Source organism: Parashewanella tropica (genome assembly GCF_004358445.1).
Taxonomy (GTDB): Bacteria; Pseudomonadota; Gammaproteobacteria; order Enterobacterales; family Shewanellaceae; genus Parashewanella; species Parashewanella tropica.
This window is the reverse complement of sequence record NZ_CP037951.1, coordinates 3,992,501-4,016,543: the sequence shown is the minus strand read 5'-3', so window position 1 is coordinate 4,016,543 and position 24,043 is coordinate 3,992,501. Positions and strand designations below refer to the sequence as shown.

Below are 24,043 nucleotides of genomic sequence, written 5' to 3'. Positions count from 1 at the left end.
TCATGGCAGTTATTAAGTGTAAGCCAACCTCTGCTGGTCGTCGTCACGTAGTTAAAGTGGTGAACAGCGATCTGCACAAGGGTAAACCTTTTGCTGGCCTGTTGGCGAAAAAATCAAAGTCTGGTGGTCGTAACAACACCGGTCGTATCACTGTTCGCCACGTGGGCGGTGGTCACAAGCAGCACTATCGTATTGTTGACTTTAAGCGTAACAAAGACGGTATTCCTGCGAAAATCGAACGTCTTGAGTACGATCCTAACCGTACTGCACATATCGCACTTGTGCTTTATGCAGATGGTGAGCGTCGCTACATCCTTGCTGCTAAAGGCATGCAAGCTGGTGACAAGATCATGTCAGGCGTTGAAGCGGAAATCAAACCAGGTAATGCTTTGCCACTGCGCAACATTCCAGTAGGTTCGGTTGTTCACGCTGTAGAAATGAAGCCTGGTAAAGGTGCACAAATTGCACGTTCTGCTGGTGCTTATGTTCAAGTTGTTGCTCGTGATGGCGCTTATGCAACTCTACGTCTTCGCTCTGGCGAAATGCGTAAAGTTCCAGTAGATTGCCGCGCAACTCTTGGTGAAGTTGGTAACTCTGAGCACATGCTACGCCAATTAGGTAAAGCGGGTGCTAAACGCTGGAGAGGCGTACGTCCAACGGTTCGTGGTGTAGCTATGAACCCGGTTGATCACCCACATGGTGGTGGTGAAGGTCGTACATCAGGTGGTCGTCACCCAGTTTCTCCTTGGGGTGTGCCTACCAAGGGTTACAAGACTCGTACCAACAAACGCACTGACAAGTACATTGTACGTCGTCGTAATAAATAGTAAGAGGATTCGCCATGCCACGTTCTCTCAAGAAAGGTCCATTCATTGACCTGCACTTGCTGAAGAAGGTAGAGAAAGCGGTGGAAGCCGGTGACAAAAAGCCTATCAAGACTTGGTCTCGCCGCTCTATGATCATTCCAAACATGATTGGTTTGACCATCGCTGTCCATAATGGTCGTCAGCACGTACCTGTTTTCGTAACTGACGAAATGATCGGCCACAAACTTGGTGAGTTTTCACCAACGCGTACTTATCGCGGCCATGCTGCTGATAAGAAAGCGAAGAAGCGTTAATACGGGAGAATATAGATGGAAGTTTTAGCTAAACATCGCTACGCCCGTACGTCGCCACAAAAAGCTCGCTTAGTTGCTGATCAAATTCGTGGATTACCTGTTGCTAAAGCGCTGGAAATCCTAACATTCAGCCCTAAGAAAGCGGCCGTACTGGTTAAGAAAGTACTAGATTCAGCAATTGCTAATGCTGAACACAACGAAGGCGCAGACATCGATGAGCTAGTAGTTGGTAAAGTGTTCGTTGACGAAGCACCTACCATGAAGCGCATCATGCCACGTGCTAAAGGCCGTGCTGACCGTATCATCAAGCGTACCAGCCACATCACTGTGGTTGTATCAGATCGCTAGGAGAGAGTAATGGGACAGAAAGTACATCCAAATGGTATCCGTCTGGGTATCACCAAGCCTTGGATCTCTACCTGGTACGCTGATAAAGGTGAGTATGCTGCTAACCTAGATAGCGACTGGGAAGTACGTCAGTTTCTATTTAAGAAACTAAAAGCGGCGTCTGTATCTAAGATTGTTATCGAGCGTCCAGCGAAAAGTGTTCGCGTGACTATCCACACTGCACGTCCAGGTGTTGTGATTGGTAAGAAAGGTGAAGACGTTGAAGTTCTACGTAAAGCAGTATCAAAAATTACTGGTACTACTGCGCAGATCAACATTGCTGAGATCCGTAAGCCAGAACTAGACGCTAAGCTAGTTGCTGATTCTATCGCACAACAGCTTGAGCGTCGTGTAATGTTCCGTCGCGCTATGAAGCGTGCGGTACAAAATGCAATGCGCATTGGTGCTCAAGGTATCAAAGTTGAAGTAAGCGGTCGTCTAGGCGGCGCTGAAATCGCACGTTCTGAGTGGTATCGTGAAGGTCGTGTACCTCTACATACTTTACGTGCTGACATCGACTACGCTACTGCAGAAGCTCACACCCAATACGGTGTGATCGGTATCAAAGTTTGGATCTTCAAAGGTGAAGTTCTAGACGGTGTTATGCCGAAGCTTGAAGAGCCGAAGCAGCCTAAGCGCAAGTCTCGTGGTAAATAGGAGAGCCTTCAATGCTGCAACCTAAACGAATGAAGTTTCGCAAGATGCACAAAGGCCGTAACCGCGGTCTTGGTAAAGGCGCAGAAGTAAGCTTCGGTGAATTTGGTCTGAAAGCAGTTGGCCGCGGCCGTTTAACTGCACGTCAGATTGAATCTGCGCGTCGTGCGATGACACGTCACATTAAGCGTCAAGGTAAAATTTGGATCCGAGTTTTCCCTGACAAGCCAATTACCTCTAAGCCTCTTGAAGTGCGTATGGGTAAAGGTAAAGGTAACGTTGAATACTGGGTATGTCAGATTCAACCTGGTAAGGTACTTTACGAGATGGAAGGTGTACCAGAAGAGCTAGCGCGTGAAGCGTTTGAACTTGCTGCTGCCAAGCTTCCAATCAAGACTACCTTCGTAACTAAGACGGTGATGTAATGAAAGCGAGCGAACTAAGAGAAAAAAGCGTTGAAGAACTAAACGCTGAACTACTTGGTCTGCTGCGTGAGCAGTTTAACCTGCGTATGCAACACGCTACTGGCCAACTGAACCAAACTCATCAGTTGAAGCAAGTACGCCGTAACATTGCGCGTGTTAAGACCATTATTACTTCTAAGGCGGGTGCATAATGTCTGAGAAAATTCGTACATTACAAGGTCGCGTACTAAGCAACAAAATGGACAAGTCTATTACTGTTGCAGTAGAGCGCCAAGTAAAACACCCAATCTACGGGAAGTACATTAAGCGTACTACTAAACTTCACGCACACGACGAAGCAAACGTGTGTAACGAAGGCGATTTAGTAACCATTCGCGAATGTCGTCCTCTGTCTAAGACTAAGTCTTGGACTTTGGTAGAAGTAGTAACAAAAGCCTAATTTTTTAGTCTTTTAGTGAAACGGCTCCAAAAAATGGGGCCGTTTGTTTTTTTAACACTACCTATTTCAAAATTATGGTGTTATACTTGCGCGCCATTTTTGACCAAATTGGGTCGAAAATGGGTGTTTTTATGTCCTAATTTTGGGATTTGTGTAGTAACGATAGCGGAGCACTTGAAATGATCCAAATGCAATCGCAGCTTGAAGTGGCCGACAACAGCGGTGCACGTAGAGTTCAATGTATTAAGGTCTTGGGTGGCTCTCATCGTCGTTATGCCGGGATCGGCGACATCATCAAAGTTTCTGTAAAAGAAGCAATTCCTCGCGCTAAAGCGAAGAAAGGTGATGTATATAACGCGGTGGTAGTCCGTACTAAGAAAGGCGTTCGTCGTCCAGACGGTTCTGTCATTCGCTTCGATCGGAACGCAGCGGTATTGCTAAATGCAAACCTTGCACCGATTGGTACTCGTATCTTTGGCCCTGTGACACGTGAATTGCGTACTGAGCAATTCATGAAAATTGTGTCGCTAGCCCCAGAAGTACTATAAAGGAGCTTCAAAATGGCAGCTAAAATCCGTCGCGAAGACGAAGTAGTAGTAATTGCTGGTAAAGACAAAGGTAAATCTGGAAAGGTTACTCAAGTTTTTACAAACGGCAAAGTACTTGTTGAAGGCGTTAACCTTGTTAAGAAACACCAAAAGCCAAACCCACAATTGGGCGTAACTGGCGGCGTGATTGACAAAGAAGCACCGATTCAAGCATCAAATGTAGCGATCAAGAACCCTACCACTGGTAAGGCGGATCGTGTTGGTTTCCGATTCGAAGATGGCAAAAAAGTGCGCTTCTTCAAATCGAACAGTGAACTCGTATAAGTATTGGAGTAAACGATGGCGAAACTGCATGATAAATATAAAGAGACTGTTATCGCTGAACTTTCTAAGAAGTTTGGTTTTACCAGTGTCATGCAAGTCCCTCGGATTGAGAAAATCACCCTTAACATGGGTGTTGGCGAGGCTGTAGCAGACAAGAAAGTTATGGAGCACGCGCTTCGTGACATGACTGCTATCGCAGGTCAAAAGCCAGTTGTAACTGTTGCTCGTAAATCAGTTGCTGGTTTTAAAATCCGTGATGGCTACCCTATTGGTTGTAAAGTTACCCTACGCGGTGAGCGTATGTGGGAATTCTTCGAGCGTTTAGTTGATATCGCGATCCCTCGTATCCGTGACTTCCGTGGTCTAAGTGCGAAGTCTTTCGACGGTCGTGGCAACTATGCGATGGGCGTGCGTGAGCAAATCATCTTCCCTGAAATCGATTACGATAAAATCGATAAAATTCGTGGTATGGATATCGTTATCACTACTACTGCGAAAAATGATGAAGAAGGTCGAGCTCTATTAGACGCATTCAACTTCCCATTCAAGAAATAAGGGTAGCGCAATGGCAAAAAGTTCAATGAAAGCACGTGAAGCAAAACGTGCCAAGCTTGTAGCTCAGTACGCTGAAAAGCGTGCGACTCTTAAAGCTATCATTGCAAGTCCTGAGACTTCAGAAGAAGATCGTTGGGACGCAGTATTGAAGCTGCAAGGTCTTCCACGTGATTCAAGCCGTTCGCGTCAGCGCAACCGCTGTAATCAAACTGGACGCCCACATGGTTTCCTACGTAAGTTCGGCCTTAGCCGTATCAAATTACGTGAAGCAACTATGCGCGGTGAGGTTCCTGGTCTGCGTAAGGCCAGCTGGTAAGCACTTGTTACGGAGTAAGCTAATATGAGCATGCAAGATCCTATTGCGGATATGTTAACCCGTATTCGTAACGGCCAAGCTGCTAACAAAGTATCTGTGAAAATGCCTTCAGCTAAGCTGAAAGTTGCATTAGCCAAAGTTCTTAAGGACGAAGGTTATATCACTGACTACGCCGTAGCAGATGAAGCCAAGCCTGAATTAGAAGTTGAATTAAAATACTTCCAAGGCAAACCAGTCGTTGAGACTATCCAACGTGTATCACGTCCAGGACTACGTATTTACAAAGGTAAAGACGAGCTTCCTAAAGTGATGGGCGGTTTGGGTATCGCAATCGTATCCACTTCAAAAGGCTTGATGACCGACCGCGCTGCCCGCCAAGCAGGCATGGGTGGTGAAGTTATCTGCTACGTAGCATAAGGAGTTAGCAATGTCTCGTGTAGCAAAAGCACCAGTCGCTATTCCAGCTGGCGTAGAAGTGACTTTAAACGGCCAAAACATCACAGTGAAAGGTGCTAAAGGTACACTTTCTCGTGAGCTAAACGCTGCAGTAACTGCAGTTGTTGAAGGTACTGAGCTTAAAGTAGCACCTGTTGAAGGTGTAGCTAACGCTTGGGCACAAGCAGGTACTGCTCGTGCACTTATCAACAACATGGTTATCGGTGTTTCTCAAGGTTTTGAGAAGAAACTACAACTAATCGGTGTTGGTTACCGTGCGAAAATCGCAGGTAAAGGCGTTGATTTGACTTTAGGTTTCTCACATCCTTTAGTTCACGAACTACCAGCAGGCATCAAAGCTGAATGTCCAAGCCAAACTGAAATTGTTATCAGCGGTGTTGATAAGCAATTGGTTGGTCAAGTTGCGGCTGAAATTCGCGGCTACCGTCCACCAGAGCCTTACAAAGGTAAAGGTGTTCGTTACGCTGACGAAAATGTTCGCCGTAAAGAAGCTAAGAAGAAGTAAGGTAACGCGATATGGATAAGAAAACATCTCGCTTACGTCGCGCCACTCGCGCTCGTAAGAAGATCCTTGAACTGGGCGTTAACCGTCTGGTCGTACATCGTACTCCGCGTCACATTTACGCTCAGGTTATCGGTCCTGACGCAAACGTAATCGTTGCAGCTTCTACTGCTGAAAAAGCAGTAAACGAAAGCCTAAAAGCAACAGGTAACGTTGATGCGGCGAAAGCAGTAGGTAAAGCTATTGCTGAGCGTGCGGTAGAGAAGGGCGTAACTAACGTTGCGTTCGACCGTTCTGGTTTCAAGTATCATGGTCGTGTAGCAGCACTAGCTGATGCCGCTCGTGAAGCTGGCCTGAAGTTCTAAGGAGTTATACAAAATTATGGCTAAATTAGAAACTCAGCAAAAAGACGATTTACAAGAAAAGCTTGTAGCAGTAAATCGTGTTTCTAAAGTGGTAAAAGGTGGTCGTATCTTTAGCTTTACTGCACTAACTGTTGTTGGTGATGGTAATGGTAAAGTTGGCTACGGCTATGGTAAAGCACGTGAAGTACCAGCTGCGATCCAAAAAGCGATGGAAAAAGCTCGTCGCAACATCGTGACCGTTCAGCTTAAAGACGGTACTTTGCATCACCCTATTAAGGGTCGTCACTCTGGTTCTAAAGTTTACATGCAACCAGCAAGTGAAGGTACTGGTGTTATCGCCGGTGGTGCAATGCGTGCAGTTCTGGAAGTTGCTGGCGTACACAACGTACTGTCAAAAGCTTACGGTTCTACTAACCCGATCAACATCGTTCGCGCAACTGTAGACGCTCTAGTGCACATGAAGTCACCTGAGCAAATCGCAGCTAAGCGTGGTCTGAACGTTGAAGACATTCAGGGGTAATGCACCATGGCTAAGAAAACTATTAAAGTAACTCAGACTAAAAGTGCTATTGGTCGTTTGCCAAAGCACCGCGCAACCCTAACTGGTTTAGGTCTACGTCGCATTGGCCACACTGTTGAGCTAGAAGATACTCCTTCTGTTCGCGGTATGGTTAACAAAGTCTACTACATGGTATCGGTGGAGGAATAAGATGCAATTAAACACTTTATCTCCAGCACCTGGTTCTAAATCAGCTAAGAAGCGCGTTGGTCGTGGTATTGGTTCTGGTTTAGGTAAGACTGGTGGTCGCGGCCACAAAGGTCAGAAGTCACGTAGTGGCGGCGGTGTACGCGTAGGATTTGAAGGTGGTCAAATGCCACTTAAAATCCGTTTGCCTAAGTTTGGTTTCACTTCTCGTGTGTCTTTAGTGACTGCAGAAGTACGCCTAGGCGAACTAGCTAAAGTTAACGGTGATGTTATTGACTTACATTCGCTAAAAGCAGCGAACGTAATTACTCGCAATATCCAGTTTGCGAAAATCGTTCTTTCAGGTACCATTGATCGCCCAGTGACCGTAAAAGGTCTTAAGGTAACCAAAGGTGCACGTGCAGCTATCGAAGCTGCCGGCGGTAAGATCGAGGAATAATCGTCAATGGCAAAACCAGGACTTGATTTAAAAAGCGCGAAAGGCGGTCTATCTGAATTGAAGACACGTCTCCTGTTCGTGATTGGTGCAATTATCGTCTTTAGAGCGGGTTCATTTGTACCAATTCCTGGTATTGACGCAGCTGTACTAGCAGAGCTGTTTGCTCAACAAAAGGGAACCATCCTAGGCATGTTTAACATGTTCTCTGGTGGTGCCCTTGAGCGTGCCTCTATCTTTGCATTGGGGATCATGCCGTACATTTCGGCGTCGATCATCATGCAATTATTGACTGTTGTGCATCCTGCACTGGCTGAACTGAAAAAGGAAGGCGAGTCTGGACGTAAGAAAATCAGTCAATACACACGATATGGAACGTTCGTGTTGGCAACCTTTCAGGCAATCGGTATTGCGACAGGTTTACCAAACTTAGTACCAGGTCTAGTGGTTAACTTAGGCTTTGGCTTTTACTTTGTTGCGGTAGTGAGCTTAGTGACAGGAACCATGTTCCTTATGTGGCTAGGTGAGCAAATTACCGAGCGCGGCATTGGTAATGGTATCTCGATCCTTATTTTCGCAGGTATTGTTGCTGGGTTGCCATCTGCTATCGGCCAAACGGCTGAGCAGGCGCGTCAAGGTGACTTGAATGTATTAGTGTTGTTGCTGCTTGCTGTGATTGTTTTTGCAGTCACATATTTCGTGGTATTCGTCGAGCGTGGTCAACGTCGTATCGTTGTTAACTATGCTAAGCGTCAGCAAGGCCGTAAGGTGTTTGCAGCGCAAAGTACCCACTTGCCATTAAAAGTAAATATGGCGGGTGTGATACCACCGATTTTTGCATCCAGTATCATTTTGTTCCCAGGCACACTGGCTCAGTGGTTTGGTCAAAATGAATCTATGGCGTGGTTAAGTGATATTTCACTGGCTGTATCGCCTGGACAACCGCTGTATTCTTTATTGTATGCAGCTGCTATTATCTTCTTCTGTTTCTTCTACACGGCGTTGGTATTCAACCCTCGTGAAACAGCAGATAACTTGAAGAAGAGTGGCGCATTCATTCCTGGGATACGTCCTGGAGAACAGACTTCGCGTTACATTGATAAAGTAATGACCCGTCTTACATTGGCTGGTGCGTTATACATTACCTTTATCTGTTTAATTCCAGAGTTCATGCTTATCGCTTGGAAAGTACAATTCTACTTCGGCGGTACTTCACTACTGATCATGGTAGTGGTTATCATGGACTTTATGGCTCAGGTTCAGACCCATATGATGTCTCATCAATATGAGTCTGTGATGAAGAAAGCAAATCTAGTGAACAAAGCGAATTTAGACCGCTTTGGTCGCGGATAAGCATAACGGAGTGATGAAATGAAAGTTCGAGCTTCCGTGAAGAAGATCTGCCGTAACTGCAAGATCGTCAAGCGTAGTGGCGTTGTACGCGTTATCTGTGTTGAACCAAAACACAAACAGCGTCAAGGCTAAAAAGAAGAAGTTTTGACCGATTTACGTGAAAGGTTGTAAATCGGTCAAATAATGATTGCAAAACTGTCGTCTGTCGAGTATCCTTTCGGGCTTTTCGCAGATGACCATTAACTTGAGGAGTGCATAGTGGCCCGTATCGCTGGCATTAACATTCCTGATCAGAAGCATACAGTCATTGCATTGACTGCAATCTTCGGCATCGGCAAAACAACTGCTAAGGCAATTTGTTCTGCTGCATCTATCGCTGAAGACGCTAAGATCAAGGAATTGAGCGAAGCTCAAATAGATACTCTACGCGAAGAAGTTGCCAAATACACTGTAGAAGGTGACTTACGTCGTGAGATTTCAATGAACATCAAGCGCCTAATGGATCTTGGTTGTTATCGTGGTCTCCGCCATCGTCGTAGCCTGCCTCTCCGTGGGCAACGTACAAAGACCAATGCGCGTACGCGTAAAGGTCCACGTAAGCCAATTAAAAAGTAACGGGAAGGGGTTAAGCAATGGCTAAAAGTCCATCACGTTCACCGCGCAAGCGTGTACGTAAACAGATTGCAGACGGCATGGCTCATATCCACGCGTCTTTCAACAACACAATTGTTACTATTACAGACCGTCAAGGTAATGCATTAGCTTGGGCTACTGCAGGTGGTAGTGGTTTCCGTGGTTCACGTAAATCAACTCCATTTGCTGCACAGGTTGCTGCAGAGCGCGCAGGTAATGCAGCTCAAGACTACGGTCTTAAAAACCTTGAAGTTTTCGTAAAGGGTCCTGGTCCAGGTCGTGAATCAGCCATTCGTGCGCTGAACGCAGTTGGTTATAAAATTACCAACATCACAGACGTGACGCCAATCCCTCATAACGGTTGTCGTCCTCCTAAAAAGCGTCGTGTATAACGCCTTAGGATAGTTGGAGAAAGATCATGGCAAGATACTTGGGTCCCAAGCTCAAGCTCAGCCGCCGAGAAGGTACTGACCTTTTCTTAAAGAGCGGTGTGAGAGCAATTGATTCGAAATGTAAACTAGAAACTGCACCAGGTCAGCACGGCGCTCGTAAGCCTCGTCTATCTGAGTACGGTCTTCAGTTACGTGAGAAACAAAAAGTTCGTCGTATTTACGGTGTGTTAGAAAAGCAATTCCGTAACTACTATAAAGAAGCTGCACGTGTTAAAGGCAACACTGGTGAAAACTTGTTGCAATTATTAGAAACTCGTCTAGATAATGTAGTTTATCGTATGGGTTTCGGTTCGACACGCGCAGAAGCACGTCAGCTGGTTAGCCATAAGTCAATTATGGTAAATGGTCGTGTTGTAAACATTCCATCATTCAAAGTGTCTGCGAATGATGTAGTAAGCATTCGCGAGAAGTCACGTAAGCAAGCTCGTATTCAAGCTGCTTTAGAAGTGGCTGGTCAACGTGAAAAGCCTACATGGGTTGAAGTAGACAACGCTAAGATGGAAGGTGCTTTCAAGCGTCTACCTGAGCGTAGCGACCTGTCTGCGGACATAAACGAACAGCTGATCGTCGAGCTTTACTCTAAGTAAGGCTAACAAACAAGAGAGGACACAATGCAGGGTTCTGTTAAAGAATTTCTTAGACCGCGTCTCGTAGATATCGAGCAGGTTAACCCAACTCGTGCCAAAGTAACCCTAGAGCCACTAGAGCGTGGTTTTGGTCACACCTTAGGTAACGCGTTGCGTCGCATCCTATTGTCGTCTATGCCAGGCTGCGCAGTCACCGAAGTAGAAATCGACGGTGTGTTGCACGAGTACAGCAGCAAGGAAGGCGTGCAAGAAGATATCCTTGAAATATTGCTTAATCTAAAAGGCTTAGCAGTACACCTCGAGGGTAAAGATGAAGCCATGCTTACCTTGAGTAAGTCAGGCGCAGGCCCTGTCACCGCAGCAGATATCACTCATGATGGCGACGTTGCTATCATGAATCCAGATCACGTTATTTGTCATTTGACAGGTAACAATGACATCAGCATGCGTATTCGTGTAGAACGTGGCCGTGGTTATGTACCAGCATCTGCTCGTGCACAAACCGAAGACGATGACCGCCCAATTGGCCGTCTATTAGTCGATGCTTCTTTCTCACCTGTTGCTCGTATCGCTTACAATGTTGAAGCGGCACGTGTTGAGCAACGTACTGATTTAGATAAGCTTATCATCGATATGACCACTAACGGTACTATCGACCCTGAAGAAGCGATCCGTCGCTCTGCAACCATCTTAGCTGAACAGCTTGATGCGTTTGTTGAACTACGTGATGTGTCTGAGCCAGAGCAGAAAGAAGAGAAGCCAGAGTTCGATCCGATATTATTGCGTCCTGTCGACGATCTAGAGTTAACTGTACGTTCGGCTAACTGTTTGAAAGCCGAAGCGATTCATTACATCGGTGATCTGGTACAGCGCACTGAAGTTGAGCTGCTTAAAACCCCTAACCTTGGTAAGAAGTCTCTTACTGAAATTAAGGATGTTTTGGCATCTCGCGGACTGTCGTTAGGTATGCGTCTTGAAAACTGGCCTCCAGCTAGTTTAGCAGACGACCTATAAGTCCCAGGTCTGTACAGATTTTAGGTTATAAGGATTAAGTCATGCGCCATCGTAAGAGTGGACGTCAACTTAACCGCAACAGCAGTCATCGTAAGGCCATGTTCTCAAACATGGCTGCATCGCTAGTTCGTCATGAGATCATCAAGACGACTACCGTTAAAGCGAAAGAACTGCGCCGCGTAGTTGAGCCATTGATCACACTTGCTAAAAGTGACAGTGTTGCAAATCGTCGTTTAGCGTTTGCTCGCACTCGCGACGCTGAAGTTGTAGGTAAGTTATTTACTGAATTGGGTCCACGCTATCAGGAACGTCCTGGTGGTTACACCCGTATCCTGAAGTGCGGTCTACGTACTGGTGATAAAGCGCCTATGGCGTATATTGAGCTAGTTGATCGCCCAGAAACTACAGAAGTTGTTGAAGAAGCAGCTGAGTAAGTTTTCAGGAAATTAAAAAAACCGAGCTCAAAGGCTCGGTTTTTTTACGTCTATAAATATTCTATCCAGAAATTCTTTTATAGAAGGTCTATCTGGGTTCTTCTTTTTTTTTTTACAACTATTATTCAGGCTCAAATTCCAGTTTATATTTGGTTTTCCCTGGCAGCAGTGGGCTTGGATTAGCTTGTGCCCAATCGTCAAATCCGGTTTTGTAATAAGGCGATAAAGGATGTCCACTTTGACCTCCAGGCATATGGAAAATACCCTTGTCTTCATGCCCTGGGGCCACAATCATCCGTTCTGACACGCCGGTACTTGGCCTTTGTGCATTCGGCATCCAATTATCTCCTGAAAGCTCAATGTCTGGCATATTGAGGTACTTCCCAACAAGTGGGATGGCGCCGCTTAATGGATGTTTGATTTCAGCGGTATTTCTTTGTCCCCAAGTTGCTGATTTCAGCGCTGTCATTGCATCACTGTGATTTTGTTCTGCTAAGTCAGCAACCACTGAATCTATGGTTTTTAAGAATAATTGGTCCCAACTTTTATATTGTGGGCTTAACCAATTCATTGGTTTTTGTTGATACAAGGTCAATAGCATTTCTCTCTCATGGTTTACCCCTTGCAGCCAGGCATCATCGATTTCTTTATGGGGAATTTGGGTGGTCGCTAATAAGTATCGTCCTATGCTTTGTAATACGGTTTTATTGAGTTGATCATGAAACTCTCGTACTAAACGGTAGCCATGATCATAAGGCTCAGCATGTCCACTCCATTGTTGTATTTGCTCTCTTACATAGGCACGCTCTGGATGATTGATGATAGCTTTAGGCGTCAATACTTCCAGCATGAGTTTACGCCAATGGTTTAAGTATAATGCTCGACTGTCTGTGGCCACCTTGAGGAGTTTATGTTCATTTACTTGCTTGAGTTTGAGTAAGTGGTCACGTATTTGCTTTTGACGTGCGCCGAGCGAGTAACCGCCATCTCCAATCTTGCGAAGATCATCACCACTAGCTACACGGGCGTTTGCTGTCCATATTCGCTTAAGCTTTGGGTTAATGACTTTGGGATATTTATGTATCGGTAACCAACCTTGCCATTGACTGTCGGCGTGTCGCCAATCAATCGGAAATCTTGTGTCTCTGCTCGTTCGTTTAGGGAGTTTACCCGCGATGCTCCAACCTATATTTCCCTGACTATCGGCAATTGCGATGTTTTGTGGTGGTAAGCCCGAACGATTAGCAATATCAATGGCATCGTGTACTGTGTGCGCCGTCTCCATTTCCATCAAGTTAACATTAGTGGCACTGGGCTTATAAGCCGTCCACATTAGGGCATATTTTTGACTGGTAAATGGTGACTCAATTACGGGTCCCCACCGAGTGCTGTCGAATTTCATTTCTACTGGGCTTTCACCTTTTACATTTATGGTGTCGTACCAAGTATGAAATGTATCTTTTCCTTGGTTGGTAAAATATTCATTACCATCAACTTTGAGTTTGATTAAGTCTACCCAGTCGCCATAGCTATTGGTAAATGCCCAAGCTATATGCCCATTACTGCCAACAATCATACTGGGCACACCGGGGAGCGTTGCACCAGTGATTTTTACGGGTTCATGGTCATTAGGGTTCGGAAAGCGTAGTTGTGCTCGATACCAGACGGTAGGCACTCTTAAGCCAAGATGCATGTCATCTTCAACCATGGCGCTTTTATAGGGGGTTAACTCACCAGCAACTGCAAAGTTATTACTGCCAATCATGGTTTCTGGTTTGATGTGTCCAGTCATTGCTGAGTATGTGTCCGGAGATAAATTTCTTAAGTTGATCTCGTTTTTATTTGGGATCGTCATTTTGTATTTATGATCGCTTTCTAGTGGCGAATCCCAACGGGTATATTGAGGTGAAATAAAAGAGAGAACTTTAGGGGAAACCAGTTTCGCTAAAAATCCCTTGGTGGCATCTAAATGACCGCTGGGATCATTGAGGTCGAGATACATGCTGTATATAACAAGGAAGCTGTCCTCCATTTTCCAAGGTTGCGGAGAGACATTCAGTAGCCAATATTCAAAGGGTTTACTGGTTAAATCCCTAAGTCCTTGGTTTACGCCTGTGGTATAGGCTTTGAGTATATTTTTCTGGGCTTGTGGTAAAAGCTTTATGGCTTCGCTAGCGATGAGTCTAAAGCGGTGTATGCGTTGCTTTTTATCATATTCAATGGCGCGTTCTCCAAACAGCTCTGATAACTCTCCTGCCGAATTGCGTCTAGATAAATCCATTTGAAAAAAACGCTCTTGTGCATGTAGATAACCGGTTGCATAGGCAACATCAGCTCTGGATCGCCCTGTTATCGTTGGAACACCTTGTGCATCGCGAGTGACATCTACAGGATGCTGTATATATGGCGACGAGATAGAGCCATTAAGTTGAGGTAAACTCAGTCTGAATACAATGAAGCCAACAATAACAATCAGTGCTGTGATGAATGCTAAGCTTTTCAAACTCCTAGATAACCAAATCCGCATAGCCAACTCCTGTAATACTTTTTATCTACCATAATCGGTTATTGGCTTGCTATCAAATTTACATGCCTAATAGCATTTCAGTGAATTATCTGTGTAGAAATCTATTTTACTTAGCAATTATCAAGTAAATTTCCTTATTCGATTTTGTTCTAAGTATCCGTTTTGGTTTTTGTAAACTATTGAATATATAGGCCATTTTATTGCTCACAATTACCTGCATAATCCAATCGATGAAAAATCGTTCATGAACGTTCGGCTTTAGAACAAGATCATTTAAAATCAATCCTAATCGTATAAGTTGAGTATTCTGCAGCGAGGTATTTATGGGTATCGTTGGCAGTCGTCCGTTTTTAATTCCCAGCTATAGCCCCACTGTTGATGAAAGCTTAGTGAATAAGCTAAAAGCAAAAGGGAACACACGGGGTAATCTATTTTCGTATTTGAATGACTTATGGTTGCGATTTAAAAACTACGTCGTCGGCATTAATTCACAAGAGTTCACCATTCCCCTGAGAGTATTGATCATGGCGGGTAAAGCGGAAGAGGGACAGCTATCCACCTGTCAAACTGCTTGTGTTGAGGCCATGCATCGCTTTAATGGCTTACCACGACAAGAAGTTAATGGTTACGCTGGTCCTAGAGTAATTATGACTTCACCACCAGACAACTGGCACAATGCAGGAAATTATGTCTTCTATCTTGTGTATCAGGATTTGAAAGGCAATAAAAAACAAATTGAACTATGCCGAGTTGACCGTGAAAAAGACATCGATTTTGAGAAAAAACGCAGGAAGAAATTTAATAATGCGACTCAGTTTTCTCGGTGTGCAACTTGTGAATCGCATGAGCTTATTTCACAATTTCCAGAATCCTTTAAACATGAATCAGAGCTTTATGATTTATTCCTCCAAATGAAGGTGGCTAAAACAGTAACTGATTGTGATGCTGTGTTTTTGACTTTACGGAAGGAATGTTTAGATCCTCGGATTAAATTCAAGGCTCGTATTCGAACAGTGGGTGAGGGAGAACATCGTTTTCGTCTAAAAAGTTATTGGGTCGTATTGCCAAATCAAAGTGTTTACGCGTTAAAGAAAAATATTCCATCTGATAATTGGTTGGAAGATGTTCCTTCAAATACCAGAGACCATCAAGATGATGTCTGGTTAAAATTACCAGAAGATGTTGAAGTCGTTGATGAGCAGCCTGTGTTATATGGCTCAGGATTCTTTTTTGGCGGGAAATATACCTATGTTTAGTGTTGAGCTAAGTTAGCTCAACACTAAACATGATGGCATTACTGCTTAGTGGCTTCTTTGCTATATTCAAGTTTTTTATGCTGTTTACCCATTGCCTCAGCCACTTCTGGCGGCATGTATTCCTCATCATGCTTGGCTAATACTTCAGAGGCTTGTAATCGGTTTGGCGCGATTAATACGCCTTGAGCGACAATACCTTGCCCCTCTCGGAATAGATCAGGTAACAGATTATCGTAAACCACAATGATTTGATGTCCGCCTGCATCGTGAACGGCAAACTCAACGTGCAAACTTTTAGGATCACGCTTGAGAGAGCCAACAGTAACCATGCCACCAATACGAATGCGTTGCCCGATAGTTGGTTTTACGCCACTGTCTTTCTTACCATTCACAATTTCAGAAGGGGTATAGAATAAATTCAAATTCGAGTTGAGTGCGTATAGCATTAACGACACGGCTGCCGCGACACCGAGGATCAGAGTGCTGGCTAAGATCAGTCGTTTTTTACGCCTTAGATTCATTTTTATTTCTCCGAATTGCTTTGAGTCTTTCGTCGCGCTTGAGTTTGTCAGCGATACGTTTAAGGTTGCGCTTTTCTTGGGTGGCGCTTAAGTATATGAGTATGCCAATGCTGCCAAAGGTGATGCCATAGGAGCACCAGACAAAAAAGGCATACCCACCCATATTGAAAAAGGCTTGTAAGGAATCAAATTGCATTACTTGTTCTCTCCTTCAAGTGCCATCGTTTTTACCCACGGACGCATACTGCTACGGGCAATGATTTCAGCTTTAAAGCGCATGATCACAATGGCGCCAATCAGTAAGCCAAAACCAAAAATATTCATTAATAGCGGATACAGCATATCGCTAGTGATTGCTGACTTTTCAGTGATTTTAATGGTGGAGCCTTGATGTAATGAGTTCCACCAATCCACCGAATATTTGATGATTGGAATGTTAATGACACCGACGATGGCTAAAATGCCCGCAGCACGAGCGGCAACCACTTTATCTTCAAAAGAGGCGTATAAGGCAATGACGCCTAAGTAGAGGAATAATAGAATGAGCTCTGAAGTCAGTCGAGCGTCCCATACCCACCAAGCACCCCACATGGGCTTACCCCAAAATGAGCCTGTGATCAGCGCAATAAAGGTCATGACTGCGCCAACAGGTGCCATGGCGGCTGCACTCCAATCGGCAAGTTTGAGCTGCCAAACCATGCCGATGAAAGAAGCGATTGCCATGCCCACATAGACAGACATTGACATGGACGCCGCAGGAACATGGATAAAGATGATGCGATAACTGTCCCCTTGTTGATAATCGGTAGGGGCAAACATTAATCCCCAAATGGTGCCGATAAGGGTTAAGGAGAACCCTAACACGGCAAACCATGGGAATAGGGTTGTAGACAGTTGATACGCTTTTTCAGGTGAAGCGTAAGGATGTAACCATTTCCACATCTAATTCGTACTCACTTTTAAAGCAGCGCCAATGGCAAATGGCGCCATAGTTAATGAACCTGCCAACATCGCGGCAATAATCGCCAGTTGACCATCATAAGGTAAATTCATTCCAGCAGCATCGATGGCACTGGTGGCAAAAATCAATATTGGGATATATAAAGGCAAAATTAATAAGCTCAGCAGTACGCCGCCTTTGTTTAATCCGACGGTCAAAGCTACCCCAATTGCCCCTAATAAACTTAAAACTGGGGTACCTAATAATAAAGTGAGGATTAACGCAAGGTAAGCTTGATGATCGAGATTTAATAAAAGTGCTAATAATGGTGAGATAAGCACTAAAGGTAAACCCGTTAAAATCCAATGGGCTAACACCTTTGCCATCACTAAAATAGTGAGTGGTTGTGGGCTTAACAGCATTTGCTCAAGCGTTCCATCATTAAAGTCAGCTTTAAATAAACGCTCTAATGACAACATAGAAGATAATAGGGCGGCGACCCAAATGATCCCAGGGGCGATGCGCGCTAAGGTATTGGGCTCAGGGCCAATACCCAGTGGGAATAGGGTGATCACCATAATAAAAAACAACAGAGGATTAAAGATATCCCCGCGTTGGCGCAGCGCGATGGCTATGTCTCGTTTTAAAACGGTAAAAAAACCTCGGCGATAACTGAGCTGATTCGATTGATCCATGATTAATACTCCTGCGCATCCAAGCGGATGACTTTCAAACGCTCTGCGGGGATCACCGTTAAGTCTTGATGACTGGTCAAGATCACACATCCACCCTGATCGGCATGTTGTAGAAACTTGTTCTCTAAATGTTCAACACCCCGTTTGTCAATCGCGGTAAAGGGCTCATCAAGGATCCAAATTTTGGCATTGGTATGCCACAATCTTGCTAAAGAAGTGCGGCGATGCTGACCTGCGGATAAATGTCCGGCTGGAGTGTCTTCGAACCCTGAAAGATTCACTTCAGCTAAAATCTCTCGAAGATTGGCCTTTTCATAACCATTTAATGTGAGGTAAACATCAAGATTCGCTTGAGCCGTGAGTTCAGGCTTTACTCCAGCTTTGTGTCCCAAATATAACAGGGCTTGTAGAAATTCTTCAGAGGCTTGAGCGATTGGCTGATTTTGGTAGAGCACTTGACCTTCATAAGGACGGGATAACCCTGTCAATATCCGCAGTAAGCTGGTTTTCCCTGCGCCGTTTGGACCTTCTATTTGCACAATATCGCCTGCGTTGACCGAAAAGCTCAGCTCGTCAAACAGCACCCGTTCTTCACGAATGCAAGTCAGACTGTCAGCGGTCAATAAGACATTGGTTGAAACTGGTTGCGACACAGAGCCCTCTTTCATAGGTCTTTGTTTGCTGTAAACACAAACGATGATTTTTGGGTTGGCGCAATAGTAGCACAAAGCATTGCAATGGTTTACTTTCGGTTATGTTTAAGTAACAAGAAATTGATTTACTGCAAAACTCTGTTCATTTCCATCACAAGCTTGATCACCTTATTATTGTTGATAAAAACTGTCTTATTGACAGCGTTTATACAGGCTTATTGTCGATAAACCACTAAATCTTCGCGGGGGTAGGGTGAGTTTTGTCACAATTTATTGTATTCTAAACCCTTAATACCGATCTATAATTGGTAACAATAAGTATAAATATAATAAGAGTACTCCGTTATTCAGGCTTATTAGCTCGAATAATAAATTAAAGCAATGTGTGTAACTGCACTAGGAACATAAAATATGAAAAAACTGTTAATGATGTCAGCGGTAGCTGCGTTGACTCTGTCAGCCAATGTTATGGCTCAAGATGGAAAAGCGGTTTATGACAAAGCATGTCACGTTTGCCACTCTATGGGTGTCGCTGGCGCACCTAAGTCTCATAACACAGCGGATTGGGCACCTCGTCTAAAACTAGGTCTTGATGAGCTAGTTAAAGTTGTGAAAAAAGGTAAGGGTGCAATGCCTCCTGGTGGTATGTGCATGGATTGTAAAGATGCAGACTACAAAGCTGCAATCAAATACATGTCTTCAGCGAAAAAATAATCGTTTAAGATGTGAAAAAACCGGCTATGAAAGCCGGTTTTTTTATGTATTTCAAATAGTAAACGGGCTATTTAATCAATTCGTTTAGCGGCAAGGTGATGTGGCTACCCACTTTTACGTTTGATAATCTACCTTGTAAATCGCCTTTCTCAGCTTTCAATTTACCGGATTTTGTCAGTAAGGCGATGACATCAACGGTTTTCACTTGGCTAAAATCCGTACCTGTGCCCAGTACATTGGATTGATCGAGTTTCACTTCAATTGGTAGCGCTTCGGCCGTGATTTTGGTGGCGGCAATCGGGATGATTTTATCACCAGAAGTACGAGCAAACAGGTAAATGGTATCTTTAGGTGATACATGTTTTGCTAACTCAGGTGTTACCGTTAAGGTAATCGTGACTCCTAATTTTGAGCTATCAACGGGGGGGGCTAAGCGTTTTTTAGCTTCTGCAATCGCATTGTTTACCGCTGCGACATCGATATCACTACGCTGGCTATCTAAGATCCGTTGCCATGCATCAATAGCCTTTTGATACTGCCCTTGGAAGAAAGCATCCATTCCTACAAGTAATAAAGTTGAAGGCTCACTTGGGTCAAGCTCTAAGGCTTTGTCTATCAAGGTTTGGATTTGAGGCGTCATCACTTGTCCTGCTTGATAATACATAGCGGTGGCTTTAGGGCCTAACAACTCTGCGGTTTCACCATCGACCTTGATTGCATTGTTGAAAGAATCAATTGCATCTTGGTAACGACCTAATGACATGTAGGCATGACCCAAGCTAAACCAAGTTTCACTGTCTTTTGGGTTCTTTTTAACTTGCTGCTCCATCATCGCCAATTGCTGACGCATGATCTGCTCAGGTGACATATTAGTGTGACTTTGAGCCAGTTGAGGAACATCATTTAATATCTGATAGGCGCCAAGCTTATGATAAAAGTAACCACCTACAGAAAGGAGCACTATCGACATTAACGCTGGCCATAATGGCGATTTATGATGAGAAGTTTGCGCATTGCTGTCTTCTTCATTCCCCTGCTTGGTATCTTGTAGCAAGGTGATTTCAAGCTCATGTTTTAAGGTTTGAAATTCTTCAGCATTAATTTGTTGCTCAGCCAATTCTTGTTCTAAAAAGGTGATCTTTTCTTTATAGAGAGCAATATTCGCACTTTGGCGTACATCGGTATCAATGTGCTTGTTTTGACGTTGACGGAAAAAAGGCAGCCAGATCAGCAATAAACTGACCAAGATAAACAAAACAATAAAAATCCAAAATGTCGTCATGATGTTAATGCTTTACAAATTATTGGCCTACGGCTTTACCGCATAAGTTGGCAGATTATACGTCAATAAAGCTGAGGTAACTAGATATAGATCAAGTGGTAGCTGAATATAAGCCAGTAGAAAACATAAAATTAAGAGACATCCAGTAGGATTCACTCTAAAATAAGCCAAGTTTTGCACAGTAACTACTGTGTGTACTCATTTGTGGTAGGAACGTTTCATGATCCCTGAACTTGGACACTTTGCACTGGTACTAGGGTTAGCCTTTGCATTACTTTTAACCGTCATTCCATTGGTGGGTGTTGCGCAGCGTAATGATCATTTGATCCGCTATGCATGGCCGCTGTCCTATGGCATGTTTGCTTTCATTTTTATTGCTATCATAGTACTCGGATACAGTTTTGGCACTGATGATTTCTCCGTCAAGTATGTCGCTCAGCACTCTAACTCGCAATTGCCTGAGTTTTTTAAAATAGCAGCGGTGTGGGGCGGCCATGAAGGTTCGCTACTGTTTTGGGTCTTTACTTTATCTTTGTGGACGGCAGCGGTAGCTAAGTTCAGTAAAAGCATTGATATCCGCTACACCGCCAGAGTGTTAGCTATTTTGGGGTTGATTGTGACAGGCTTTACCGCCTTTATGTTGTTAACCTCCAACCCATTTGAGCGTTTATTTCCAATGCCATTAGAAGGGCGTGATCTCAACCCAATGCTTCAAGATGTGGGGTTGATTTTCCATCCTCCAATGCTCTATATCGGTTATGTGGGATTCTCGGTTAGCTTTGCTTTTGCGATTGCCGCATTAATGAGTGGTCGATTGGATTCAGCTTGGGCACGTTGGAGTCGCCCATGGACGTTAGCGGCTTGGATCTTCCTAACCGGTGGTATCGCGCTTGGCTCTTGGTGGGCTTACTATGAGCTTGGCTGGGGCGGATGGTGGTTCTGGGATCCCGTTGAAAACGCTTCCTTTATGCCATGGCTTGTGGGTACGGCGTTAGTGCATTCACTGATTGTGACCGAAAAACGCGGAACCTTTAGAAACTGGACAGTACTGTTGGCTATCTTTGCCTTTAGTTTAAGCTTATTAGGTACCTTTATTGTTCGTTCAGGCGTATTAACGTCGGTACATTCATTTGCCGCTGATCCAAGTCGTGGTTCATTCATCCTTCTCTTGTTAGCCATTACCATTGGTGGCTCGTTAACCTTGTTTGGCTTTAGAGCAAATCAGATGGCAAGTCCATCACGTTTTCAGTTGTGGTCAAAAGAGACGTTAATCTTAGTTTGTAACTTATTACTCACGGTCGCTTGTGCCACAGTATTACTCGGTACTCTATATCCGCTACTGATTGAAGCTTTGGGTATGGGCAAAATCTCAGTAGGTCCTCCATACTTTAACGCCGTATTCGTTCCTATTGCGCTAGTTACACTTGGGCTAATGGGGATCGGTCCTGTGATCCGCTGGAAAAAAGCCAAACAAGGTGAGGTGAAAAAGACACTTTGGGTTCCTGCTGTTGTCGCTGCTATGTTCGGATTTGCCGCACCATTAATCGCCGGTGGCGAATACAAAATTTGGGTTGTCTTAGGGGTAACGGCTGCAATATGGGTAGTACTCGCTACGGCGGCGGTTATCTATAAAAATGCCAAATCATCGACAGGGCAGTTTGAAATTAAGCGTATTGGTCGCAGTCAATGGGGCATGGCGTGGGCTCACGTTGGTATTGCGGTGACGGTTATTGGGGCAACGCTGGTCTCTAATTATGATATCGAACGTAGCGTTCGTATGGGACCAGGGATCACCCAACATGTTGCAGGTTATGACTTTACCTTTGTAAAAGAAGTACCGGTTAAAGGTCCAAACTATACGGCTAATCGTATTTATATGGATATCAATAAGGACGGCAATAAAGTCAGCACTATTCATCCTGAAAAACGAGAATATAACATTCAGGTGATGAGTATGACCGAAGTTGGTATCGATTGGGGTGTGCTGCGTGATTTGTATGTCACTGTTGGTGACCCAATCTCGAAAACCGACTACGCTGTACGTATTACCTATAAACCGTTTGTGCGTTGGTTATGGTTTGGTGCGATATTTATGATGATAGGCGGGATCTTATCGGCTTCTGATAAGCGTTACCGTAAAAAAGTGGCGGCTAAATTTGCTAAGCCTGTTCAAGAAATTAAACCAACTGGTCAACTTGCGACGGAATAAGGAAAACCATTAACGATGAAAAAATTCTTCCTATTTTTACCTTTAGTGACCTTTGCCGTATTAGGGTTCTTTCTTTATAAAGGGCTATTTTTGAATCCGCAACAATTGGACTCAGCCCTTATCGGAAAACCCATCCCAGCTTTTGAGCTACAAAAGTTGGAAGATGAAAACATAAAGCTCACCAACAAAGATCTGATCGGCAAAGTGTCGATGATCAATGTGTGGGGAACTTGGTGTCCATCATGTAAGTTCGAACATCCGTATTTAATGAAGCTAAAAGCGCAAAACATTTTACCAATCTATGGCATTAACTATCGTGATGAACGTAAAGCGGCGTTGCATGAATTAAAGGTAGTAGGCGATCCTTATGCACTAAATATCTTTGATCCCATGGGTAAATTAGGTGTGGATTTAGGGGTTTATGGTGCACCAGAAACCTTTATTGTCGATCATAATGGCATTATTCAATACCGTTATGCGGGGCCGATAGCTGAGCCAGTATGGAATAACACCTTACTGCCTATTATCCAAAAACTGCAACAACAAGCTAAAGCGCGAGGAGCATCATAATGAAACCGTGGATCATGGCTTTATTATTGTGTGTTGGAACGTTTCTTACAGGATATGCCGCAGCGACACCTGTAGATACTTATCAATTTAAAAACCAAACCAACCAAGAGCGTGGACTAAAACTCGCGCGTTCAATGCGTTGTCCGCAATGTCAAAACCAAGATTTGGTTGATTCTAACTCTCCCGTTGCCCACGATTTACGTATTCAAGTTTACAAAATGGTGGATGAAGGTAAGAGTGACGAGCAAATTGTTCAGTATATGACGCAGCGCTATGGTGACTTTGTACTTTATAAGCCAAGAATGGACTCTAAAACCTACATCCTTTGGTGGGGACCACTAGGTTTGCTTATCTGTGGCGCAATTGTCATTGGTTTATTAGTCCGTAAGCAAAGAGCCAATAAAGACAGTAATGAAGCTTTTACTGAAAATGATGAACAAGCACTAAAAGCGATACTTCAAGACGAAGATAACAAATAAGTTATAAACAAAATCAGAAAAAAGGGCGCTTTTTAACGAAAAGCGCCCTTTTTTTCTCCGTTTTGCTGGATATCTAGCCACCCGAAAAGAAAATCGTATTTTTCTTTCAAAAAGCCCTTGCGCAAAATTCTAAGCTCCCTATAATGCGCCACCACTGACACGGCACAGCGGCGAAACAGACACTGTTACAGCAGCTACTGAGTCAGGGTTTGGAAAGTGATTAAGTCACTTTTTAAACGGTCGAAAAAAACTTTAAAAAAGGTGTTGACGACCACAGGGAAATGCGTAGAATACGCAGCCCTGACCCGCTGAGAACAACGACTCGACGGGGTGCTGATAAAAGCACAATGTTCTTTAAAAATAAGTATCAAGCAAATCTGTGTGGACACTCACAGAGATAGAAACATCCAGTTATCATCTTTGGATGCTAACAAAAATTCTATCAATGAAGAGTGTTTACATTGATTGAAATCATTAATTTGATTTCAGAC

General features: G+C 44.1%; 36 protein-coding genes. 29 read left to right on the top strand and 7 right to left on the bottom strand.

What is annotated here, in order from left to right; genetic code table 11:
• Positions 1 to 2: 2 nt before the first annotated feature.
• From rplB to rplQ, 24 genes are all read left to right on the top strand, one after another.
• Positions 3 to 827 (top strand): 50S ribosomal protein L2, encoded by an 825-nt coding sequence (rplB, locus tag E2H97_RS17815; protein WP_121837979.1) that lies wholly within the window; start codon positions 3 to 5, stop codon positions 825 to 827.
• 14 nt (positions 828 to 841) lie between these two features.
• The gene (gene rpsS / locus E2H97_RS17810) at positions 842 to 1,120 is read left to right on the top strand and encodes a 30S ribosomal protein S19 (protein ID WP_025011962.1); all 279 of its coding nucleotides are present in this window, start codon (positions 842 to 844) and stop codon (positions 1,118 to 1,120) included.
• A 15-nt stretch (positions 1,121 to 1,135) separates the two neighbouring features.
• On the top strand, positions 1,136 to 1,468 hold the full coding sequence (rplV, locus tag E2H97_RS17805; protein ID WP_121837978.1) for a 50S ribosomal protein L22: 333 nt from the start codon (positions 1,136 to 1,138) through the stop codon (positions 1,466 to 1,468).
• A gap of 9 nt (positions 1,469 to 1,477) precedes the next feature.
• Entirely contained in the window at positions 1,478 to 2,164 is a 687-nt protein-coding gene (gene rpsC, locus E2H97_RS17800) for a 30S ribosomal protein S3 (protein ID WP_133408365.1), read from the top strand.
• A gap of 11 nt (positions 2,165 to 2,175) precedes the next feature.
• The gene (gene rplP / locus E2H97_RS17795; protein WP_133408364.1) at positions 2,176 to 2,586 is read left to right on the top strand and encodes a 50S ribosomal protein L16; all 411 of its coding nucleotides are present in this window, start codon (positions 2,176 to 2,178) and stop codon (positions 2,584 to 2,586) included.
• The gene (rpmC, locus tag E2H97_RS17790; protein ID WP_121837975.1) at positions 2,586 to 2,777 is read left to right on the top strand and encodes a 50S ribosomal protein L29; all 192 of its coding nucleotides are present in this window, start codon (positions 2,586 to 2,588) and stop codon (positions 2,775 to 2,777) included. Before rplP ends, rpmC begins: the two co-directional genes overlap by 1 nt.
• On the top strand, positions 2,777 to 3,025 hold the full coding sequence (gene rpsQ / locus E2H97_RS17785) for a 30S ribosomal protein S17 (RefSeq protein ID WP_133408363.1): 249 nt from the start codon (positions 2,777 to 2,779) through the stop codon (positions 3,023 to 3,025). Before rpmC ends, rpsQ begins: the two co-directional genes overlap by 1 nt.
• A 179-nt stretch (positions 3,026 to 3,204) precedes the next feature.
• Positions 3,205 to 3,573, top strand: a complete 369-nt coding sequence (gene rplN, locus E2H97_RS17780; RefSeq protein WP_121837973.1) for a 50S ribosomal protein L14 — start codon at positions 3,205 to 3,207, stop codon at positions 3,571 to 3,573.
• Between the two features lie 12 nt (positions 3,574 to 3,585).
• Positions 3,586 to 3,897: a 50S ribosomal protein L24 gene (gene rplX / locus E2H97_RS17775; RefSeq protein ID WP_133408362.1), complete on the top strand. Its 312-nt coding sequence runs from the start codon at positions 3,586 to 3,588 to the stop codon at positions 3,895 to 3,897.
• Between the two features lie 15 nt (positions 3,898 to 3,912).
• Positions 3,913 to 4,452, top strand: coding sequence for a 50S ribosomal protein L5 (rplE, locus tag E2H97_RS17770; RefSeq protein ID WP_121837971.1), 540 nt, complete (start codon positions 3,913 to 3,915; stop codon positions 4,450 to 4,452).
• Between the two features lie 10 nt (positions 4,453 to 4,462).
• Positions 4,463 to 4,768 carry a 30S ribosomal protein S14 gene (rpsN, locus tag E2H97_RS17765; RefSeq protein ID WP_133408361.1) on the top strand — a complete coding sequence of 102 codons (306 nt, stop codon included), beginning with the start codon at positions 4,463 to 4,465 and terminating at the stop codon, positions 4,766 to 4,768.
• A 24-nt stretch (positions 4,769 to 4,792) separates the two neighbouring features.
• A complete protein-coding gene (gene rpsH / locus E2H97_RS17760) occupies positions 4,793 to 5,185 on the top strand; it encodes a 30S ribosomal protein S8 (protein WP_121837969.1) in 393 nt (130 codons plus the stop codon).
• 10 nt (positions 5,186 to 5,195) lie between these two features.
• On the top strand, positions 5,196 to 5,729 hold the full coding sequence (gene rplF / locus E2H97_RS17755; RefSeq protein WP_133408360.1) for a 50S ribosomal protein L6: 534 nt from the start codon (positions 5,196 to 5,198) through the stop codon (positions 5,727 to 5,729).
• 11 nt (positions 5,730 to 5,740) lie between these two features.
• Entirely contained in the window at positions 5,741 to 6,091 is a 351-nt protein-coding gene (gene rplR / locus E2H97_RS17750) for a 50S ribosomal protein L18 (RefSeq protein ID WP_121837967.1), read from the top strand.
• Between the two features lie 16 nt (positions 6,092 to 6,107).
• The gene (gene rpsE, locus E2H97_RS17745; RefSeq protein WP_121837966.1) at positions 6,108 to 6,611 is read left to right on the top strand and encodes a 30S ribosomal protein S5; all 504 of its coding nucleotides are present in this window, start codon (positions 6,108 to 6,110) and stop codon (positions 6,609 to 6,611) included.
• A gap of 6 nt (positions 6,612 to 6,617) precedes the next feature.
• Positions 6,618 to 6,800 carry a 50S ribosomal protein L30 gene (rpmD, locus tag E2H97_RS17740; RefSeq protein WP_121837965.1) on the top strand — a complete coding sequence of 61 codons (183 nt, stop codon included), beginning with the start codon at positions 6,618 to 6,620 and terminating at the stop codon, positions 6,798 to 6,800.
• Between the two features lies 1 nt (position 6,801).
• The gene (gene rplO / locus E2H97_RS17735) at positions 6,802 to 7,236 is read left to right on the top strand and encodes a 50S ribosomal protein L15 (protein WP_121837964.1); all 435 of its coding nucleotides are present in this window, start codon (positions 6,802 to 6,804) and stop codon (positions 7,234 to 7,236) included.
• A 6-nt stretch (positions 7,237 to 7,242) separates the two neighbouring features.
• Positions 7,243 to 8,586: a preprotein translocase subunit SecY gene (gene secY / locus E2H97_RS17730; protein WP_121837963.1), complete on the top strand. Its 1,344-nt coding sequence runs from the start codon at positions 7,243 to 7,245 to the stop codon at positions 8,584 to 8,586.
• An 18-nt stretch (positions 8,587 to 8,604) separates the two neighbouring features.
• A complete protein-coding gene (gene rpmJ, locus E2H97_RS17725; RefSeq protein ID WP_006083579.1) occupies positions 8,605 to 8,718 on the top strand; it encodes a 50S ribosomal protein L36 in 114 nt (37 codons plus the stop codon).
• 126 nt (positions 8,719 to 8,844) lie between these two features.
• Complete coding sequence (rpsM, locus tag E2H97_RS17720) at positions 8,845 to 9,201, top strand: 30S ribosomal protein S13 (protein ID WP_121837962.1); 357 nt, start codon at positions 8,845 to 8,847, stop codon at positions 9,199 to 9,201.
• A gap of 17 nt (positions 9,202 to 9,218) precedes the next feature.
• On the top strand, positions 9,219 to 9,611 hold the full coding sequence (rpsK, locus tag E2H97_RS17715) for a 30S ribosomal protein S11 (protein WP_121837961.1): 393 nt from the start codon (positions 9,219 to 9,221) through the stop codon (positions 9,609 to 9,611).
• A 26-nt stretch (positions 9,612 to 9,637) separates the two neighbouring features.
• Positions 9,638 to 10,258 carry a 30S ribosomal protein S4 gene (rpsD, locus tag E2H97_RS17710; protein ID WP_121837960.1) on the top strand — a complete coding sequence of 207 codons (621 nt, stop codon included), beginning with the start codon at positions 9,638 to 9,640 and terminating at the stop codon, positions 10,256 to 10,258.
• Between the two features lie 24 nt (positions 10,259 to 10,282).
• Positions 10,283 to 11,272 carry a DNA-directed RNA polymerase subunit alpha gene (locus E2H97_RS17705; RefSeq protein WP_121837959.1) on the top strand — a complete coding sequence of 330 codons (990 nt, stop codon included), beginning with the start codon at positions 10,283 to 10,285 and terminating at the stop codon, positions 11,270 to 11,272.
• A gap of 41 nt (positions 11,273 to 11,313) precedes the next feature.
• On the top strand, positions 11,314 to 11,706 hold the full coding sequence (rplQ, locus tag E2H97_RS17700; protein WP_121837958.1) for a 50S ribosomal protein L17: 393 nt from the start codon (positions 11,314 to 11,316) through the stop codon (positions 11,704 to 11,706).
• Between the two features lie 121 nt (positions 11,707 to 11,827).
• Here the strand turns inward: rplQ and E2H97_RS17695 are convergent, their stop codons facing one another.
• Positions 11,828 to 14,233 carry a penicillin acylase family protein gene (locus E2H97_RS17695; RefSeq protein ID WP_133408359.1) on the bottom strand — a complete coding sequence of 802 codons (2,406 nt, stop codon included), beginning with the start codon at positions 14,231 to 14,233 and terminating at the stop codon, positions 11,828 to 11,830.
• 323 nt (positions 14,234 to 14,556) lie between these two features.
• Here E2H97_RS17695 and E2H97_RS17690 point away from each other — a divergent pair, with 323 nt between their 5' ends.
• The gene (locus E2H97_RS17690; protein WP_133408358.1) at positions 14,557 to 15,489 is read left to right on the top strand and encodes a hypothetical protein; all 933 of its coding nucleotides are present in this window, start codon (positions 14,557 to 14,559) and stop codon (positions 15,487 to 15,489) included.
• A gap of 38 nt (positions 15,490 to 15,527) precedes the next feature.
• On the opposite strand, the gene ccmE is transcribed toward E2H97_RS17690, so the two are convergent.
• The 5 genes from ccmE to ccmA are packed head-to-tail and all read right to left on the bottom strand — an operon-like array spanning position 15,528 to position 18,298.
• Positions 15,528 to 16,010 carry a cytochrome c maturation protein CcmE gene (gene ccmE / locus E2H97_RS17685; RefSeq protein WP_133408357.1) on the bottom strand — a complete coding sequence of 161 codons (483 nt, stop codon included), beginning with the start codon at positions 16,008 to 16,010 and terminating at the stop codon, positions 15,528 to 15,530.
• On the bottom strand, positions 15,994 to 16,206 hold the full coding sequence (gene ccmD, locus E2H97_RS17680; RefSeq protein WP_133408356.1) for a heme exporter protein CcmD: 213 nt from the start codon (positions 16,204 to 16,206) through the stop codon (positions 15,994 to 15,996). Before ccmD ends, ccmE begins: the two co-directional genes overlap by 17 nt.
• The gene (locus E2H97_RS17675; protein WP_133408355.1) at positions 16,206 to 16,952 is read right to left on the bottom strand and encodes a heme ABC transporter permease; all 747 of its coding nucleotides are present in this window, start codon (positions 16,950 to 16,952) and stop codon (positions 16,206 to 16,208) included. Before E2H97_RS17675 ends, ccmD begins: the two co-directional genes overlap by 1 nt.
• On the bottom strand, positions 16,953 to 17,645 hold the full coding sequence (ccmB, locus tag E2H97_RS17670) for a heme exporter protein CcmB (RefSeq protein ID WP_133408354.1): 693 nt from the start codon (positions 17,643 to 17,645) through the stop codon (positions 16,953 to 16,955).
• Between the two features lie 2 nt (positions 17,646 to 17,647).
• Positions 17,648 to 18,298: a cytochrome c biogenesis heme-transporting ATPase CcmA gene (ccmA, locus tag E2H97_RS17665; RefSeq protein ID WP_246029024.1), complete on the bottom strand. Its 651-nt coding sequence runs from the start codon at positions 18,296 to 18,298 to the stop codon at positions 17,648 to 17,650.
• Between the two features lie 411 nt (positions 18,299 to 18,709).
• On the opposite strand from ccmA, the gene E2H97_RS17660 reads away from it, so the two are divergent.
• Positions 18,710 to 19,012 carry a c-type cytochrome gene (locus E2H97_RS17660; RefSeq protein WP_133408352.1) on the top strand — a complete coding sequence of 101 codons (303 nt, stop codon included), beginning with the start codon at positions 18,710 to 18,712 and terminating at the stop codon, positions 19,010 to 19,012.
• A gap of 67 nt (positions 19,013 to 19,079) precedes the next feature.
• Here E2H97_RS17660 and ccmI read toward each other — a convergent pair whose 3' ends face one another.
• Positions 19,080 to 20,294 (bottom strand): c-type cytochrome biogenesis protein CcmI, encoded by a 1,215-nt coding sequence (gene ccmI, locus E2H97_RS17655; RefSeq protein ID WP_133408351.1) that lies wholly within the window; start codon positions 20,292 to 20,294, stop codon positions 19,080 to 19,082.
• A 220-nt stretch (positions 20,295 to 20,514) separates the two neighbouring features.
• Here ccmI and E2H97_RS17650 point away from each other — a divergent pair, with 220 nt between their 5' ends.
• From E2H97_RS17650 to nrfF, 3 genes are read left to right on the top strand one after another with little or no spacing between them, the layout of a single operon-like run.
• Entirely contained in the window at positions 20,515 to 22,503 is a 1,989-nt protein-coding gene (locus E2H97_RS17650; RefSeq protein ID WP_133408350.1) for a heme lyase CcmF/NrfE family subunit, read from the top strand.
• Positions 22,504 to 22,518: 15 nt separating this feature from the next.
• Positions 22,519 to 23,073, top strand: coding sequence for a DsbE family thiol:disulfide interchange protein (locus E2H97_RS17645; protein ID WP_133408349.1), 555 nt, complete (start codon positions 22,519 to 22,521; stop codon positions 23,071 to 23,073).
• Positions 23,073 to 23,552 (top strand): heme lyase NrfEFG subunit NrfF, encoded by a 480-nt coding sequence (nrfF, locus tag E2H97_RS17640; RefSeq protein ID WP_133408348.1) that lies wholly within the window; start codon positions 23,073 to 23,075, stop codon positions 23,550 to 23,552. Before E2H97_RS17645 ends, nrfF begins: the two co-directional genes overlap by 1 nt.
• Positions 23,553 to 24,043 lie beyond the last annotated feature (491 nt).

Coding starts and splice junctions, on each gene's coding strand:
- rplB (WP_121837979.1), top strand. CDS start 3: ATGGCAGTTATTAAGTGTAAGCCAACCTCTGCTGGTCGTCGTCACGTA.
- rpsS (WP_025011962.1), top strand. CDS start 842: ATGCCACGTTCTCTCAAGAAAGGTCCATTCATTGACCTGCACTTGCTG.
- rplV (WP_121837978.1), top strand. CDS start 1,136: ATGGAAGTTTTAGCTAAACATCGCTACGCCCGTACGTCGCCACAAAAA.
- rpsC (WP_133408365.1), top strand. CDS start 1,478: ATGGGACAGAAAGTACATCCAAATGGTATCCGTCTGGGTATCACCAAG.
- rplP (WP_133408364.1), top strand. CDS start 2,176: ATGCTGCAACCTAAACGAATGAAGTTTCGCAAGATGCACAAAGGCCGT.
- rpmC (WP_121837975.1), top strand. CDS start 2,586: ATGAAAGCGAGCGAACTAAGAGAAAAAAGCGTTGAAGAACTAAACGCT.
- rpsQ (WP_133408363.1), top strand. CDS start 2,777: ATGTCTGAGAAAATTCGTACATTACAAGGTCGCGTACTAAGCAACAAA.
- rplN (WP_121837973.1), top strand. CDS start 3,205: ATGATCCAAATGCAATCGCAGCTTGAAGTGGCCGACAACAGCGGTGCA.
- rplX (WP_133408362.1), top strand. CDS start 3,586: ATGGCAGCTAAAATCCGTCGCGAAGACGAAGTAGTAGTAATTGCTGGT.
- rplE (WP_121837971.1), top strand. CDS start 3,913: ATGGCGAAACTGCATGATAAATATAAAGAGACTGTTATCGCTGAACTT.
- rpsN (WP_133408361.1), top strand. CDS start 4,463: ATGGCAAAAAGTTCAATGAAAGCACGTGAAGCAAAACGTGCCAAGCTT.
- rpsH (WP_121837969.1), top strand. CDS start 4,793: ATGAGCATGCAAGATCCTATTGCGGATATGTTAACCCGTATTCGTAAC.
- rplF (WP_133408360.1), top strand. CDS start 5,196: ATGTCTCGTGTAGCAAAAGCACCAGTCGCTATTCCAGCTGGCGTAGAA.
- rplR (WP_121837967.1), top strand. CDS start 5,741: ATGGATAAGAAAACATCTCGCTTACGTCGCGCCACTCGCGCTCGTAAG.
- rpsE (WP_121837966.1), top strand. CDS start 6,108: ATGGCTAAATTAGAAACTCAGCAAAAAGACGATTTACAAGAAAAGCTT.
- rpmD (WP_121837965.1), top strand. CDS start 6,618: ATGGCTAAGAAAACTATTAAAGTAACTCAGACTAAAAGTGCTATTGGT.
- rplO (WP_121837964.1), top strand. CDS start 6,802: ATGCAATTAAACACTTTATCTCCAGCACCTGGTTCTAAATCAGCTAAG.
- secY (WP_121837963.1), top strand. CDS start 7,243: ATGGCAAAACCAGGACTTGATTTAAAAAGCGCGAAAGGCGGTCTATCT.
- rpmJ (WP_006083579.1), top strand. CDS start 8,605: ATGAAAGTTCGAGCTTCCGTGAAGAAGATCTGCCGTAACTGCAAGATC.
- rpsK (WP_121837961.1), top strand. CDS start 9,219: ATGGCTAAAAGTCCATCACGTTCACCGCGCAAGCGTGTACGTAAACAG.
- rpsD (WP_121837960.1), top strand. CDS start 9,638: ATGGCAAGATACTTGGGTCCCAAGCTCAAGCTCAGCCGCCGAGAAGGT.
- E2H97_RS17705 (WP_121837959.1), top strand. CDS start 10,283: ATGCAGGGTTCTGTTAAAGAATTTCTTAGACCGCGTCTCGTAGATATC.
- rplQ (WP_121837958.1), top strand. CDS start 11,314: ATGCGCCATCGTAAGAGTGGACGTCAACTTAACCGCAACAGCAGTCAT.
- E2H97_RS17695 (WP_133408359.1), bottom strand. CDS start 14,233: ATGCGGATTTGGTTATCTAGGAGTTTGAAAAGCTTAGCATTCATCACA.
- E2H97_RS17690 (WP_133408358.1), top strand. CDS start 14,557: ATGGGTATCGTTGGCAGTCGTCCGTTTTTAATTCCCAGCTATAGCCCC.
- ccmE (WP_133408357.1), bottom strand. CDS start 16,010: ATGAATCTAAGGCGTAAAAAACGACTGATCTTAGCCAGCACTCTGATC.
- ccmD (WP_133408356.1), bottom strand. CDS start 16,206: ATGCAATTTGATTCCTTACAAGCCTTTTTCAATATGGGTGGGTATGCC.
- E2H97_RS17675 (WP_133408355.1), bottom strand. CDS start 16,952: ATGTGGAAATGGTTACATCCTTACGCTTCACCTGAAAAAGCGTATCAA.
- ccmB (WP_133408354.1), bottom strand. CDS start 17,645: ATGGATCAATCGAATCAGCTCAGTTATCGCCGAGGTTTTTTTACCGTT.
- E2H97_RS17660 (WP_133408352.1), top strand. CDS start 18,710: ATGAAAAAACTGTTAATGATGTCAGCGGTAGCTGCGTTGACTCTGTCA.
- ccmI (WP_133408351.1), bottom strand. CDS start 20,294: ATGACGACATTTTGGATTTTTATTGTTTTGTTTATCTTGGTCAGTTTA.
- E2H97_RS17650 (WP_133408350.1), top strand. CDS start 20,515: ATGATCCCTGAACTTGGACACTTTGCACTGGTACTAGGGTTAGCCTTT.
- E2H97_RS17645 (WP_133408349.1), top strand. CDS start 22,519: ATGAAAAAATTCTTCCTATTTTTACCTTTAGTGACCTTTGCCGTATTA.
- nrfF (WP_133408348.1), top strand. CDS start 23,073: ATGAAACCGTGGATCATGGCTTTATTATTGTGTGTTGGAACGTTTCTT.